Origin of the sequence: Janthinobacterium sp. 64 (genome assembly GCF_002813325.1) — a bacterium.
In the GTDB taxonomy this organism is placed as follows: Bacteria; Pseudomonadota; Gammaproteobacteria; order Burkholderiales; family Burkholderiaceae_D; genus Janthinobacterium.
On the sequence record NZ_PHUG01000001.1, the window covers coordinates 2,333,796 to 2,347,256 of the forward strand.

General features: G+C 63.5%; 11 protein-coding genes. 3 read left to right on the forward strand and 8 right to left on the reverse strand.

Features of this window, described 5'->3' with window-relative positions; translation table 11 throughout:
* Positions 1–17 precede the first annotated feature (17 nt).
* The gene (locus tag CLU91_RS10210) at positions 18–368 is read left to right on the forward strand and encodes a hypothetical protein (protein WP_100876674.1); all 351 of its coding nucleotides are present in this window, start codon (positions 18–20) and stop codon (positions 366–368) included.
* Positions 369–433: 65 nt separating this feature from the next.
* Here the strand turns inward: CLU91_RS10210 and CLU91_RS10215 are convergent, their stop codons facing one another.
* The 5 genes from CLU91_RS10215 to imuA all read right to left on the reverse strand — a co-directional run bounded on the left by CLU91_RS10215 (position 434) and on the right by imuA (position 6,182).
* On the reverse strand, positions 434–1,192 hold the full coding sequence (locus tag CLU91_RS10215) for an alpha/beta hydrolase family protein (protein ID WP_100874063.1): 759 nt from the start codon (positions 1,190–1,192) through the stop codon (positions 434–436).
* 69 nt (positions 1,193–1,261) lie between these two features.
* Entirely contained in the window at positions 1,262–1,966 is a 705-nt protein-coding gene (locus tag CLU91_RS10220; protein ID WP_100874064.1) for a glutathione S-transferase N-terminal domain-containing protein, read from the reverse strand.
* 171 nt (positions 1,967–2,137) lie between these two features.
* Positions 2,138–3,865: a S41 family peptidase gene (locus CLU91_RS10225; RefSeq protein WP_198521300.1), complete on the reverse strand. Its 1,728-nt coding sequence runs from the start codon at positions 3,863–3,865 to the stop codon at positions 2,138–2,140.
* Positions 3,866–4,054: 189 nt separating this feature from the next.
* On the reverse strand, positions 4,055–5,542 hold the full coding sequence (locus CLU91_RS10230; protein WP_100874066.1) for a Y-family DNA polymerase: 1,488 nt from the start codon (positions 5,540–5,542) through the stop codon (positions 4,055–4,057).
* Positions 5,472–6,182 (reverse strand): translesion DNA synthesis-associated protein ImuA, encoded by a 711-nt coding sequence (gene imuA / locus CLU91_RS10235; protein ID WP_100876675.1) that lies wholly within the window; start codon positions 6,180–6,182, stop codon positions 5,472–5,474. The genes CLU91_RS10230 and imuA overlap by 71 nt, the downstream gene beginning before the upstream one ends.
* Positions 6,183–6,388: 206 nt before the next feature.
* Between imuA and CLU91_RS10240 the strand changes: the two genes are divergently transcribed.
* Entirely contained in the window at positions 6,389–7,654 is a 1,266-nt protein-coding gene (locus CLU91_RS10240) for a putative Na+/H+ antiporter (RefSeq protein WP_100874067.1), read from the forward strand.
* Between the two features lie 34 nt (positions 7,655–7,688).
* On the opposite strand, the gene CLU91_RS10245 is transcribed toward CLU91_RS10240, so the two are convergent.
* The 3 genes from CLU91_RS10245 to CLU91_RS10255 all read right to left on the reverse strand — a co-directional run bounded on the left by CLU91_RS10245 (position 7,689) and on the right by CLU91_RS10255 (position 12,507).
* On the reverse strand, positions 7,689–9,722 hold the full coding sequence (locus tag CLU91_RS10245) for a GNAT family N-acetyltransferase (protein ID WP_100874068.1): 2,034 nt from the start codon (positions 9,720–9,722) through the stop codon (positions 7,689–7,691).
* 83 nt (positions 9,723–9,805) lie between these two features.
* The gene (locus tag CLU91_RS10250; protein ID WP_100874069.1) at positions 9,806–11,020 is read right to left on the reverse strand and encodes an MFS transporter; all 1,215 of its coding nucleotides are present in this window, start codon (positions 11,018–11,020) and stop codon (positions 9,806–9,808) included.
* Positions 11,021–11,304: 284 nt separating this feature from the next.
* Positions 11,305–12,507 carry an extracellular catalytic domain type 1 short-chain-length polyhydroxyalkanoate depolymerase gene (locus CLU91_RS10255; RefSeq protein WP_100874070.1) on the reverse strand — a complete coding sequence of 401 codons (1,203 nt, stop codon included), beginning with the start codon at positions 12,505–12,507 and terminating at the stop codon, positions 11,305–11,307.
* 238 nt (positions 12,508–12,745) lie between these two features.
* On the opposite strand from CLU91_RS10255, the gene CLU91_RS10260 reads away from it, so the two are divergent.
* Positions 12,746–13,333, forward strand: a complete 588-nt coding sequence (locus tag CLU91_RS10260; protein WP_100874071.1) for a PRC-barrel domain-containing protein — start codon at positions 12,746–12,748, stop codon at positions 13,331–13,333.
* The last annotated feature ends 128 nt before the right edge of the window (positions 13,334–13,461 follow it).

Below are 13,461 nucleotides of genomic sequence, written 5' to 3' on the forward strand. Positions count from 1 at the left end.
TGGTGTATGCTGGCGTCATGAACAATGACACCGACATCCAGCTCAGCGGCCCCTTCAAGGCCATCGACGGCTCCGGCCGTGCCCACGACATCAAGGCCATCCGCATCTTCGACGAAGGCTACGGCATCATCGACGTCTACGTCGATTTCGCCGCCCCGCTCGAAGCGGGCGCCTATAAGGACAAGACCCTGGTCGGCCACATCCTGGCCCGCCTGCGCAGCCTCGGCTACGTGGGCCCCGACTTCGGCCATGGCGACCTGGGCTTGCAAGACAAGAAACTGATCGTCCTGGAAGCGCCCGAGGAATTTTCCGCCTTTGCCATCAGTAAAGGCTGGAAGGATCTTTCGGCAGAGTTTGACGAGGACTGATCCGCTCTTCCCCATCTGCGCCGTACCCGCATCTTGCCGGTACGGCGTTTTTCATGGGCGGCGATTTATGCCAGGTAGCGCGCGCTCCAGGCGGCGATGACGTTGGCAACATAGGCCGCGTCATCGCGCCCCGTCAACAAGTGGTCGGCATCGTCGAGCGAGACGAAACTTTTCGGGTGCTTCGCGGCCGTAAAGATATCCATCGCATTCGACAGGCTCACCGTCGTGTCGTTGGGCGCGTGCATCACCAGCAGGGCGCGGCGCAGGCCGGCGATGTGGGCCTTCAGGCTGTGGCTGCCCGCGTCGTCGACGAATTGCTGGCGGATGCGGAAGGGCCGCCCTTCCAGCTGCACCAGCGCCTCGCCTTCGGCGGCAATCTGCTCCAGGTGCGCGCTGAACATGCGCGTGACATACGCGGGCGTGCTGGGCGCGGCCAGGGTCACCACGGCCGTCGCTTCCGGCACGTGCGCGGCAGCGGCCAGCACGGCGGCGCCGCCCAGGCTGTGGCCGATCAGCAATTGCGGCGCAGCATGTTTTGCCCGCAAGAAATCAGCGGCGGCCAGCAGGTCGTCCACATTCGACGAAAAATTCGTGGCGGCAAACTCGCCCTCGCTGGCACCGAGCCCCGTGAAGTCGAAGCGCAGCACGGCGATGCCGTGCTGCGTCAAGCCTTGCGCGATGCGCCGCGCGGCCAGCACGTCCTTGCCGCAGGTAAAACAGTGGGCGAACAGCGCATAGGCGTGGATGGCGCCGTCGGGTGCATCGAGGCGCGCCGCCAGCACATGGCCGTGGGCGCCGGGAAAATCTTGCCGGGTGGATTTCATTGTCTCAGATCAAAGCTGCCGCGCAGCGCGGCCGATGGCGCATTGTAGCGCCGTCCGGCCACCGCTGTTTTAGCCACGCGATGGGATGTCGACGCCCTTGATGACGGCAGGCCGGGCCAGGAAAGCGTCCAGCGCGCGCTGCACATTCGGGAAGTTACTAAAACCGACGAGGTCGCCTGCACCATAGAAACCCACCAGGCAGCGCACCCACGGGAAGATGGCGATGTCGGCAATCGTGTACTGCTCGCCCATGATCCAGTCGCGGCCCTGCAGGCGCTGCTCGAGCACGCCCAGCAGGCGTCTGGCTTCGCCGAGGTAACGTTCCAGCGGACGCTTGTCTGCATAGTCCTTGCCGGCGAACTTGTGGAAGAAACCCACCTGGCCAAACATGGGGCCGATACCGCCCATCTGGAACATCAGCCACTGGATCGTTTCATAGCGCAAGCCCGCGTCCTGCGGGATGAACTTGCCCGTCTTTTCCGCCAGGTACAGCAGGATGGCGCCCGATTCGAACAGGGCCAGCGGCTGGCCACCGGGACCGTCCGGGTCGAGGATGGCGGGAATCTTGTTGTTCGGATTGAGCGACAGGAAGGCGGGCGACAGCTGGTCGTTCTGCTCGAAGCTGACCAGGTGCGGCTCGTACGCCAGGCCCAGCTCTTCCAGCAGGATCGAGACCTTGATGCCGTTCGGTGTCGGCAGCGAGTACAGCTGCAAGCGCTCGGGATGCAGTGCAGGCCATTTACGGGTGATGGGGAAGTCGGAAAGTTGGGACATGGAAATCCTTATTCAAGTGGTTGACGCGGCGCAAGCAAGAAAGCCAGTATAGCCAAGCATGGCAACGTGCGTGCGTGGCCAGCACGTCCTTGCCACAAGTAAAACAATGGGCGCACCGTGTGTAAGCGCGGATAACGCCGCTGGGCGGCCCGGCCATCGCCACGGTTGGCATCACTGCTTGCGCTGGTTCAGCAGGCTCACCGCCTTGTTCAGCACGACATCCTCGCCTGCGGCCAGACTTTCCCTGGTGGCACGCACCTCGACATCTGGAAAAATGCCGACACCCACGAATTCCCGCCCATCGGGATAGGTATCGCGCTTGGCGCAAATCCGCCCATAGCCGCCGCCCGGCAAATACACCAAGATGGGCTGGCCCGTACTGCCTCCGGTCGCCTCGCCTATCTTCAATCCCCTCTGCAATGTATCGAAGGAAACAAGAAAATCTTCTGCCGCTGAAAACGTGGCTGCGCCTGTCAGCACCGCCACCGGGCCGTCAAAAACGCGCTTCCGCGAATAATGCGCTTCACTGCCCTTTCCGCCCATGACTTTCCATACGATATGTGCATCGTCACTCCGGGAAAAACCATTGTCGCTCCGAACGTAACTTTTCGAAAACGGGATCGGCTGCCGGGTCAGATAACTGAGAATATCTGCGCCGAACTGTGTGGAACCTCCACCATTTTTCCGGATATCGAGGACGAGCGCCTTGGACTGCAGGATTTCAGGGAAAACCTTTTCCAATTTTCTGACGCCTTCATCACTCTCGAAATGGTCGAGGGAGAGATAGGCTATTCGCCCAGGCAACATCTTGAATATAAATACTTCTTTCTTTTCAATATCGGCATGCCCCGACCTGGCGATGACTTCAATACGCTCCAGCCCGGCCATATTGCGCAAGCCAAGCGTGATCGGCCTGTCCGCATCGCCCGCCAGGAGCTGATAAGTATACGTGCGCAATTGCCGGTCCTGCTCCGTTGAACTGCTCACCAAGGGCAAAATGTATTGTTTCGCATAGTCATGAACCGGCATGCCATCGATGCTGAGCACTTCATCGCCCACCGCAAGCCTGGCCTTCAGCACAGGACTATAAATTGCCTCTATGACTACTTTGTTATCCAGCATGGCCGTGCGCAGCGGTGGCCGGGCATACAATTTCTTGCTGAGTTCTGGCGGCGCATAAATATTCGTGTGGCCATCCCTGAGCAAGGGCGCCAGTTGCAACAGCACGCGGTAATATTCTTCCGTCGTTCCGGCTGCGATCACCTTGCCCAGGTATTCCAGGTAGACCTTATTCCAGTCGAGCTCCGGCACGTTGTCGAAATAGACGAAACTTTCCCTGACCTGGTGCCAAAATTGCGAAAGCCCTGCCACCCGCTCCTCGACGCTCAAGGTGGCGGCGTAGGGATACGCGGCCTCGGATGGCCATAGCTGCCTGGGGATAGCGGCAACGGACAGTATCTTTTGCACGCGTGGGTCATCTGCCATCTTCGCCAGGCCGGGCCTGTCTTTCATTACTTTCAGCAGTATCGGCGTCCAGCTTATGTCGTTGATATCCTGCAAGGTCTTGACCGCCTTGTCTTGCTGCTTCAGTTTGCCATACGTTTCGACCAGGTCCAGCCGCAGATTAAATCCGCAAAATTTCAGATAAATATTGCCCGCCGCCAGATCACGGACTTCCGGCCTGTCCAGATAGACGAGGATGGCTTCCAGCGCCTGCGCATATTTTTTCAGCGCCGCCTGGTCATCCCTGGCATTGACAATGATGTTGAAAGCGGCTTTCCGCAGAAACTGCACCTGCTCGTAGCTTGCCATGGCAGTATGCGGAGGCGGCTGATGAGCGGCATGCGCCGGATTCCGGCACGACATGAATCCCAATACCAGCAGCAATAGCAGTTTCATATTTCCCCAAAGATGTCGTAACGCTCCCTGTCCAGGCATCCTGCATCCATCACACAAGATGCAGACCGGCGGTCTGAGCATAAACAGGATGTGCATCTTACAGGAGCAGACAGTGTCAATTCTCTCCGTTTATCACGGGAAGCCGAACGCAAAACAGGCAAGCAAGGCGCGCAGGAACGGCTCCCCCACTCAGCCAAACAAACCATGCAAAAACCAGCGCGGCGCGGCGTCTTCCGCGCTGCCGGCGATGCGTTCGCGGTAGACCCAGTAATGGGCGTGGTCGCGTCCTTCCGCAATAAAATAGTCGCGCGCCTGCGACTGGCCCCACCAGCCCGCCTCGATGCGCTCGGCGACGGACACCATTTTCAAGGGCGAGCCATAGAATGGCCGGTGTTCGCGCATCAACAGGGCGATGGGCTGGGCCAGCAACCAGCCGGGGCGGGGCATGCCGGGCAAGCCGGGCGGCAAGTCGGGTAGCGCGATTTTTGCGCCTGGCTTGGCCGGCAGCGGCAGCCACTGGTTGGCCGCTTCGGGACGGTAATCGGCGCGCGGCACTGCCTGCAAGACATTCTCGGCGCCCAGGCGCGCCACCAGCAATTCCAGCAAACGCTGGCGCTCCTGCGGCGTGCCGCCCGGCTCGGGAAACAGGCTCTCGCTGGGCGGCGCCATCGGCTGCACCTGCAGCGCTTCCAGGGTCAGGCCGATCACGGGGGCCTCCAGCACCAGCTGCGCCAGGCGCTCCTTGAGCAGGCGCACCAGGTGCTCGTCGCGCCAGACGGCCTCGCCCAGCGCCAGGTCGATGACGGTGGGCGGGCGCGCCACCCTGCCCCGCTCGTGCGCCAGCAGCAGCTGTATGCGCTCGACGGCGAATTGCCGCGCGCACAGCCAGCCCGTCATTTGCTGCAGCAGGCGGCGCGCGCCGAACAGCAGCGCGTCGGCGTGCTCGACGCGGTCGAACAATTCCAGGCTGGCGCGGAACGTGGGCGGCGCCTCAATCCACACAAACAGTTCCGTGCTGTGGCCATGCGCGTCGTCGAGCATGTCCAGCACGGCGGCGCCGCAGCGGCGCTGCAAGCCGGGCCGGGGCAAGTGGCGCAGCTGCCCCAGGGTGCGGCAGCCGATGCCCTCGAACCAATCCAGGTAAGGGCGCGCGGGCGGCAGCAGGGCGCACGGCAGGCGGTCGAGGCGGCGCACCAGACTGGCCATGCTCAAGGTCCGGCCCCGGCGCGTGCCGGCGCGCGCCAGCAGCCAGGCGCCGCGCGCCGTGGGCGCGCACGACAGCTGGGCCGTGTAGCCGAGCGCGCGCAAGCTGGCCGCAATCTGCCGGCACAGGGCGCGCACGCCGCCAAACAGGCGCAGGCTGGCCCCCGCGTCGACCAGCAAGGTCGCTTCTTCGCCCTGCGCCACCAGCGGCGAGTATTGCAGCAGCGCCAGCGCCACCGCTTGCAGGGCCTGCGCTTCCAGTTCAAGCGAGCGTTCGTGCAGGCGCGCCTGCGGCGCCAGCATCAGCGCACCGGCGCGGCGCATGCCCGGCCGGATGCCTGCCGCCCGCGCCAGCGGCGACAGGGCCATCACTTGCTCCTGCTCCAGCACCACGCCCAGCTGGTCAGCCGACCAGCGCGGGCAAAACACTTCGAGCGGAAGCCGGGGCAGGCACAGGCCGATCCAGAGTCGCATGGCGTAACAGTAATGAAGGAGGTTGCAGGGGCAGGAACAGGGGCGCATCGCGCTGCGGTCCCCGGCGCTTGATGAAGCCGATTTCGATGCCGCCGGCGGCCGGGCGCACGGACAGGCGCAGCGGCGCCGGCGACGCATCCTGCGCGCCGTGCAAGGGGCGCAGCATGCAGAACAAGGTGTTGCCGCCTTGCGCGGCCAGGTGCAGCCGGCGCAGGCTGTCAGCGCGCACGTGCGGCTGCCAGAACAGCAAGGCGCCGCAACTGCCGCTGCGCAAGATGTTTTCTGCCGCCCATAGGGCATCCTTGCTGCCGGCGCTTTTGAGCCACAGCAGTTGCGACGGCGCCAGACCCTGCGCGGCCAGAGCCAGCGCCTGCGGCGGATGGGGCGGCTGCAGCAGCACGATGGGCAAGCCCGGCAGCTGCGCCAGCGCGGGCGCCAGCAGCCGCAATTCGCCACTGCCCGCCTGCTGCACCAGCAGGTCGATCAGGCTGCCGCTGGGCCAGCCGCCGCCGGGCAGTTGCGCCGACAGGGCGGCAAAGCCCGTGTCCAGGCAGCGCGTGGCCCCCTGCCCCAGCTGCGATGCGCGCCATAAAGACGGGTGCAAGGCTTCCGGCGAGGCCATCAATTGAGAATGTTGCATCATTGGCTAGATAGAAGAATACTGTATGCATATACAGTACTATCCGGCCCCGCTTTTGGCAAGGTTTATCTGTCAGATCGCGTGCCAGGGGCCGCTCCGCCATGTCCGAAAAACCCCGTTTTTGGCATCGATTGCTGTACCATAAGCACTCTCCTTACCGTCTGGCAAAGTACCAGTCGGCTCCCTTCGTCCATAAGGAAACGCATTTGACCACCATCCAACTCATCAGCGCCATCGTCTTCGGCCTTGCGCTCATCCACACCTTCGCCGCCAAGTCGTTTGAAACCCTGGCGAACCGCCATCCCCGCCATGCGGGCCTGCTGCACCTGCTGGGCGAAGTGGAAGTCGTGTTCGGCTTCTGGGCCTTTATATTGATCATCATCATGGCCTTTGTCTCGGGCGGCGAGGCGGCCATCGAGTACGCCGAATCGCGCCAGTACACGGAACCGCTGTTCGTCTTTGTCGTCATGGTGGTGGCCGCTTCGCGCCCCGTGCTCGACGCCGTGCAGCGCCTGCTCAAGGGCGTGGCGCGCGTGATGCCGCTGCGCACGGAACTGGCCCTCGTCTGGCTGGGACTGGCGCTCGTGCCCCTGACGGGCTCGATGATCACGGAACCGGCCGCCATGACCCTGGCCGCGCTGATGCTGGCGCCGCAAATCTTCCGTCCGGGCATCCCCGAATGGCTGAAATATGGCGCGCTGGGCGTGCTGTTCGTCAACGTTTCCATCGGCGGCACCCTGACTTCGTACGCGGCGCCGCCCGTGCTGATGGTGGCCACCACGTGGAACTGGGACAGCGCCTACATGGCCAGCCATTTCGGCTGGAAGGCCGCCATCGCCGTGCTGGTCAATGCCACGGGCGTGAGCATCTTGCTGCGTAAATACCTGCACAGCAACACCTCCGACATCAAGCCGAAGGCCGGCGAAGTGGAAGCGCCGAAAGTGCCGCTGGCCATCAGCCTCGTGCACATGATCGTGCTGGGCGGCGTGGTGGCCCTGGCGCACCATCCCGTGCTGTTCTTCGGCCTATTCCTGTTCTTCCTCGGCTTCGTGCAAGCGTATGAGCGTTATCAAAGCCCGCTGATCCTCAAAGAAGGTTTATTGGTCGGCTTCTTCCTCGGCGGCCTGGTGGTACTGGGCGGCATGCAGCAATGGTGGTTGCAGCCCATCGTCTCCAGCCTGAAACCGCTGGCCCTGTTCTTCGGCGCCCTGGGCTTGACGGCGATCACGGACAATGCCGCCCTCACTTACCTCGGTTCGCTGATCGTCGGCATGACGGACGAAGCAAAATACATGCTGATGGCCGGCGCCGTGGCCGGTGGCGGCCTGACCGTCATCGCCAACGCGCCGAACCCGGCCGGCGTGGCCCTGCTGCGCCGCGGCTTCAAGGATGAATCGATCGGCGCCGTCGGCCTGCTGGCTGGCGCCCTGCTGCCGACGGCCGTGGCGGCCCTGGCCTTCCTGGCTTTGTAGTCACCGCAGTGCGGCGGCCACCCTGGCCGCCGCTTTAATCGCCTTCATACACGAGGAAATGCAGCCGGTCATAGAACAGGCTGTAGGCATAGTCGAACGTGCCCACGCTGCGAAACCCCTTGTGCAGATACACCTGCAGCGCTTCGCTCTTTTCCCACACCGTCAGGGTGATGCGCGCACAGCCCTTGCGGCTGGCCAGGTCGCCGATTTCATGGAACATTTGCCGGAACAAGCCCTGGCCCCGGTATTTCTCGTCGATGGCCAGGCTGCTGACGAAACAGTCGTCGGCGCGCGCATGCGCGAGCACGAAGGCGTCATACGCATCGTCGAGCGCCTTCATGTCGTCGCGGTAATATGACACGGCGCCGCAGGCCTGGAACTCGTCCATCGTCGCGGCCGTGAAAAAGCCGATGAAGCGCCCGTCCTCGTCATGCAGGCCGTGGATGTGCGCCAGATACGGGTCGATGTTCTGCCGCCGCTGCAGTTCGACGAATTGCAGATTGAGTTTATTGCCGAACGAGCAGTATTCGAGGTAGCTGGTGGCAAACAGCAATTTGGCCATGCGGTTCTTCGTCTCGTCGTCCAGCAGTTCGCCCGGCACCAGCGTGAGCGGCGCATGCGACAGCAAGTCCGCCTGCGCCTCGTCACCTGGCGGGGCCGCATCGCCGATGGCCGGCATGCGGCTGCCGTGGCGGCCTACGGTCGGGCGCCAGAAGTTGCCAGCGGCAATCTGCTGCGCACGGTGGGCCAGCAGGTAGCGGCAAAAGACGCTATTCGCACGGTCGAGCTGCGGGTCGTCCGACAACACCGAGTAATAATGAAAATGCTCGATGTCGGCCCGCAACTGGGCCGCATACGCCATGCGCGGCACTTCCTCGATGTCGAACACGTCGACGATGTCGGGCAGGCGCAAAGGATCGTCGAGTTGCCAGCCGAGTTCATCGAGCCGCGCCACGCAGCGCGCATATGCGCGCCGCTCTTCGTCGCTCAAGGGGATGTGCATGTCGGTAATGATATCGTCCAGCAAGCGCATGCCGCGGATGCCGCCCGCCACCGCTTCGCGCACACCGTCATACAGCACGCAATAGCGCTGGTAGAACTCGGCATGGCTGAGCACAGTCACGCCCAGGTTCTTCTTCCATTCGGCATAAAACTGGCCGAACAGCTGCGCTTCGAATTGCGGGCAGGAACGGGGAACCTGCGCAGTGATGCCCGCATAGGCGAGGTTCACATTGCGCTGGATCACGCGCAGCGCCGCATCGTTCCTCTTGGCGATCAGCATGCCCGTTTCATCGAGAAACAGATTCATCCAGCTGACATGCCGACGCGCTTCGCTGTCATCAGCGTTGCGCTGGAAGTAGTCGGGCACTTCCGGCTTCATCAGGAAAATCGTCGCCGGATTGTGCGGCACCGTATCGACATCCATATACATGCCGCCGTATTCGCACATGATGAGGATGCGAAAATAATCGGACAGGGTAGCGAAGTAGCGCTGCGCATGCAGGGTATCGAGGATGCCGAAGCGGGCCGGCGCAAAGTCCAGCGCCAGCGCGCGCAGCGAGTTGATGTGCAAGGTCGTGCCGCCGATGGCGTAGCGGCCTATCGTGTAGCGCCCGGCGCCGCCCGTCGGGCTGAAACGCGCGTCATGGCACAGCTGCTGCGCATCCCACACCCACAGGATGGAGACGTACGGCGCGCCGCCGTTGCGCCGCACGTCGTCGAGCGCCGCGCCCCACTGCCCGATCGCTTCACAGGCGATGGCCGGCAAGGGGCCGCCCATCCAGATGCGGTGCAGGTAGCGCTCGTCGTCGCCCAGCGCGCGCGTGGGGATGCAGCTCAGCGAGGAACAGCTTGCCGCATTGAAATACGGAAAATTGCCGGCAACGAAGCTGCGCAGGGCGGCGATGCCCGCCTGGTGCTCCACGGCCAGTTGCTCCAGGTCGCTGCCGGGGGGCCGGACATCGGCCAGGGTGATGTAATCGAGTTTCAGCCGGTGGATGCGAAACTCGTATTCGAGGCTGAAAATCTTTGCTTGATCGTGTTTTGAGGCCAGGTCATCTATTTTCATGGGCGCACCATTTTCCACAGGAGAGTGTCAATCAACGTCGCAGGAGGTAAAACAAGGGCGGGAACAGGCGCAGCGTGGCGCCATCAGTGCCGGGCCAGCCGCACCGCGCTTTCCCGGCGCCCCGCCATGCCCCGCGTAAACAGCAGCAGGCAGGCGGCGATGACCACGATGACGGGGATATTGAGCAGCGCATACGTTTCCAGCGCATAGCCGAAGCGCTGGCACAGCACGTTGTACAGTTGCAGCCAGGCGGACAGATAAATGCAATAAAGGAGGCTCATGGCGGCCGTCGTCAGTGTCATCGCCTCCTTGCTGGCCGTAATCGCGCAGCGGATCAGGGCGCCGTTGAACAGGCCGAAGCCGATGGAATAGACAAACATGCAGGCCGCAAACACGTCCACGTGATGGCGGCCCGCGCCCGCGCCCAGCATGCCGGCCGCCGCGACCAGCCCGCCCAGGCGCAGCAAATGGACGAGGGGGAAATCCTGGCGCAGGCGCTGGATGGCGATGCTGCTGAGGACAAAGCCGGACAAGATCACGCATTGCAGGGCGATATATGTGGCGTACGAGGCGCCCATCTCCTGCAGCACGAAGAGGGGCGAAAAGCCGATCCAGGCCGTCAGGGGCACGGTGGCCAACCCGGCAATAAACATGCCGAACATGAAGCGCCCGTTGCTGAAAATGGCGGCATAGCTGCGCACGATGGCGCGGCCATCCAGGCGCGGCTGTGCCGGCGCCGTGCGCGGCATGCTCTTGAACAGACCCAGCAGAGACAGCAGCGCCAGCAGGCCGGAGAGGAAAAACACGTAGCGCCAGTCCAGCCGGCTGATGATGGCGCTGCCGAGGATGGGGCCAGCCAGGGGCGCGAGGATGGTGGTGCTCGACAGAATGCTGCTGAGCTTGACGGCGGCCATGTCGTCGAACAGTTCATGGATCATGGCATAGCCGACGAAGATGAAGCAGCAGCCCATGCCCTGGATGAAGCGCGCAGCGAGAAATTGCTCGATCGACGTGGAAAATGGCACGGCCATGGTGGCCAGCAAGAACAAGGTATTGCCGGCGAGTACGAGCTTGCGCTTGCCGATCACATCGGCCAGGGGCCCGAGGAAAATCTGCAGCGAACTGCCGCCCAGCAGATACAGGCTCAAGGACAGGGGGACGAACTTTTTCTCCGCCTGGAACTCGCCGACGATGCCCAGCATGGCCGGCATGATCATGTCGTTCGACAGATAGATATTCAGTTCAAAGACGAGGAAAAACGCAAAAAACCACAGCAACTGCCTGGACTGGATGGACATGGCGCGTTCCGTAATATGGGTGGCTGCCGTCAGTGCGTATCTACCGTCGTGGCATGGGGCGGCAGACACGGATCACACTGATAACGTGTACCAATTGTATACCAGTTAGGATTTTTATCGCCTGTTTTTGTGTTTTTTAAATACCGCAGCAATACCACTTAGAAAAATCGAGGGCAGCACGGCATGCGCTGCCGTGACTGAGGAGGTCACGGCCGGCGATGGGGGAAGGCAGTAGCGATGCGTACCAGTGCCTGCCGCGCCGTTGCGGCGCGCGGCAGGCTGGCTTAGCGGCGGCGGCGGTGGCTGGCGAAGAAATCGAGCAGCATCTTGCTGGCGTCGGGCCTGGCCTTGTCGTTGAACGGCAGGCTGGCGTCGCCGCCGCTCCACGCGTGTTCAAGGTGCTCGACCTGCGCCACGCGCAGCAGCACTTCCTGGCCCACCTGATAATCGTGCAGCGCATACGCATGCGCCGGATTGCGCCCGCCCGCCGCACCGCCCGGCAGGCGCTGCGCCGTCACCAAGGTATCGGCTGGCAGGCGGTTCACGCGCACGCTCTGGCGCACCAGCTGCGTCTGGTTGATGGGCCGCACCACCTTGTCGGCCAGCCCTTGCAGCAGGATGGTCGGCAGGCGGGGAAACGCGGGCTGGCGCGCCAGCACTTCATCGATGGCCGCGTCGGCACGGGCGGCAGCGCCATGCTGCATCACGCCCAGCGCGCCGATCAGGTTATGCCCGGCGCCAAACACGGGCCCCGAATGCAGGCCCAGCGCGGCAAACAGATGGGGATGGTTCAGGGCCACGATATGCGCCATGCCGGCGCCGGCGGAAATGCCGCAGATATAGATGCGCGCGCGGTCAATCGCGTAGCGGGCCGCCACCTGCTCGATGGCGCCGATGATCAGGCGCACGTCGCCGCCGCCCTCCTGCGTCAGCTTGTCGTACCACTTCCAGCAGCGGCGCGCATGCGAACGCAGCGATTGCTGCGGGTACAGCACGGCATAGCCCTTGCGTTCGGCCAGGCGGTTCATGCGCGTGCCTTCGGCAAACTGCGTGGCGCTCTGCTCGCAGCCATGCAGCATCACCAGCAGCGGCCGGCCCCGGCTGCGCATGGCGGCGCTGGGCGCTTTCTCGGGCAGGTACAAAAAATATGGCAGGCGCCGGCCCGGCAACTGCCCCAGCTCCGGCAACGGCGCATAGTGGGTGGCCAGCCACTTGCCCGGCGGGGGCGCCGTTCGCTTGCGCACGCGCGGCGGCGACAGGGGCGTGGCAAACGGCGCCAGCGCGGGCGTCGCATCGCCAGCCGGCCTGGCACGCGGCTTGGCGATTGTTTTGGCCTTGGCCTTGGCCACGGGCTTGCTGCGGGGTTTGGCCGTGGGCTTGGCCGGCACGGGCCCGAACAGCACCTTGGCCAGTGTGGTCGCCGTGCGCTGCTGCGCCTTACCGGCGCGCAGCAAGCCGCGCAGCCATTTGGTAGCGGGCTTTACCATGGCGCGCGGCGCGCATGTCGTGGTGGAGCGTACTGCCAGTTCATCCCATTGCAGCGTTGCATCGTCAGCATGTGCGGCTCCTCCTTGGAACGCATAGAGTACCGCAATTGGCTGACAGCACCGTACGTTTGCGCACCGATAAAAGTGCCGCAGGCACCATTGAGGCAGATCAAACGCGATCTGGAGCGTATGCTTAATCTGGATGTTCGATCAGCACTTCACACGAGGAGAGAACACCATGAGCTATCTGGACCGCGACATCCTGGGCATGTACCGCAACCACGACGGCCCGGGGCCGGCCCTGATGGGGGCCGATACCCTGATCGGGGACGATGTCTACAATCACGACGACGAGGAACTGGGCGACATCAAGGAAATCATGCTCGACATGCGCACCGGTCAGATCGCCTATGCCGTGCTGTCCTTCGGCGGCATCCTGGGCATGGGCGACAAGCTGTTTGCCGTGCCCTGGGAACGCCTGACCCTGGACACCGTCAACAAGCGCTTCCTGCTCAACGTGGACAAAGACCTGCTGAAAGACGCCCCCGGTTTCGACAAGGACAACTGGCCCGACATGGGCAGCGATGCGTGGAACCAGCAGATGGAAGCGTTCTATGGCAGCGGCACGCGCTATGGCAGCATGGCGGGCAGCCGCATGCCATCGGGCAGCGACCTGCGCGGCGGCGCCAGCCTGCAATCGGGCAGCGAAGGCAGCATGTCCGGCACCTCCATGAGCGGCAGCCGCGCCGGCACGGGCAGCAGCCAGGGCGACCTGGGCTCGCGCTCATCGCTCGGCGACGATGATGATCTCAATAGGCGCACTTGAGAAACCAGGTGAAGGCAGGTCGGGTAGGTCGGGTAGGTCGGATTAGCGGCGCAGCCGCGTAATCCGACACCACCAGCGGCACGGTTAACACCGCCAAACCGTAACCCGGCTGGCACCGCTAACCCTAT

What these genes read in the sequence shown, in the direction of transcription:
- CLU91_RS10210 (WP_100876674.1), top strand. Translation starts at nt 18, where the DNA reads ATGAACAATGACACCGACATCCAGCTCAGCGGCCCCTTCAAGGCCATC.
- CLU91_RS10215 (WP_100874063.1), bottom strand. Translation starts at nt 1,192, where the DNA reads ATGAAATCCACCCGGCAAGATTTTCCCGGCGCCCACGGCCATGTGCTG.
- CLU91_RS10220 (WP_100874064.1), bottom strand. Translation starts at nt 1,966, where the DNA reads ATGTCCCAACTTTCCGACTTCCCCATCACCCGTAAATGGCCTGCACTG.
- CLU91_RS10225 (WP_198521300.1), bottom strand. Translation starts at nt 3,865, where the DNA reads ATGAAACTGCTATTGCTGCTGGTATTGGGATTCATGTCGTGCCGGAAT.
- CLU91_RS10230 (WP_100874066.1), bottom strand. Translation starts at nt 5,542, where the DNA reads ATGCGACTCTGGATCGGCCTGTGCCTGCCCCGGCTTCCGCTCGAAGTG.
- imuA (WP_100876675.1), bottom strand. Translation starts at nt 6,182, where the DNA reads ATGCAACATTCTCAATTGATGGCCTCGCCGGAAGCCTTGCACCCGTCT.
- CLU91_RS10245 (WP_100874068.1), bottom strand. Translation starts at nt 9,722, where the DNA reads ATGAAAATAGATGACCTGGCCTCAAAACACGATCAAGCAAAGATTTTC.
- CLU91_RS10250 (WP_100874069.1), bottom strand. Translation starts at nt 11,020, where the DNA reads ATGTCCATCCAGTCCAGGCAGTTGCTGTGGTTTTTTGCGTTTTTCCTC.
- CLU91_RS10255 (WP_100874070.1), bottom strand. Translation starts at nt 12,507, where the DNA reads ATGGTAAAGCCCGCTACCAAATGGCTGCGCGGCTTGCTGCGCGCCGGT.
- CLU91_RS10260 (WP_100874071.1), top strand. Translation starts at nt 12,746, where the DNA reads ATGAGCTATCTGGACCGCGACATCCTGGGCATGTACCGCAACCACGAC.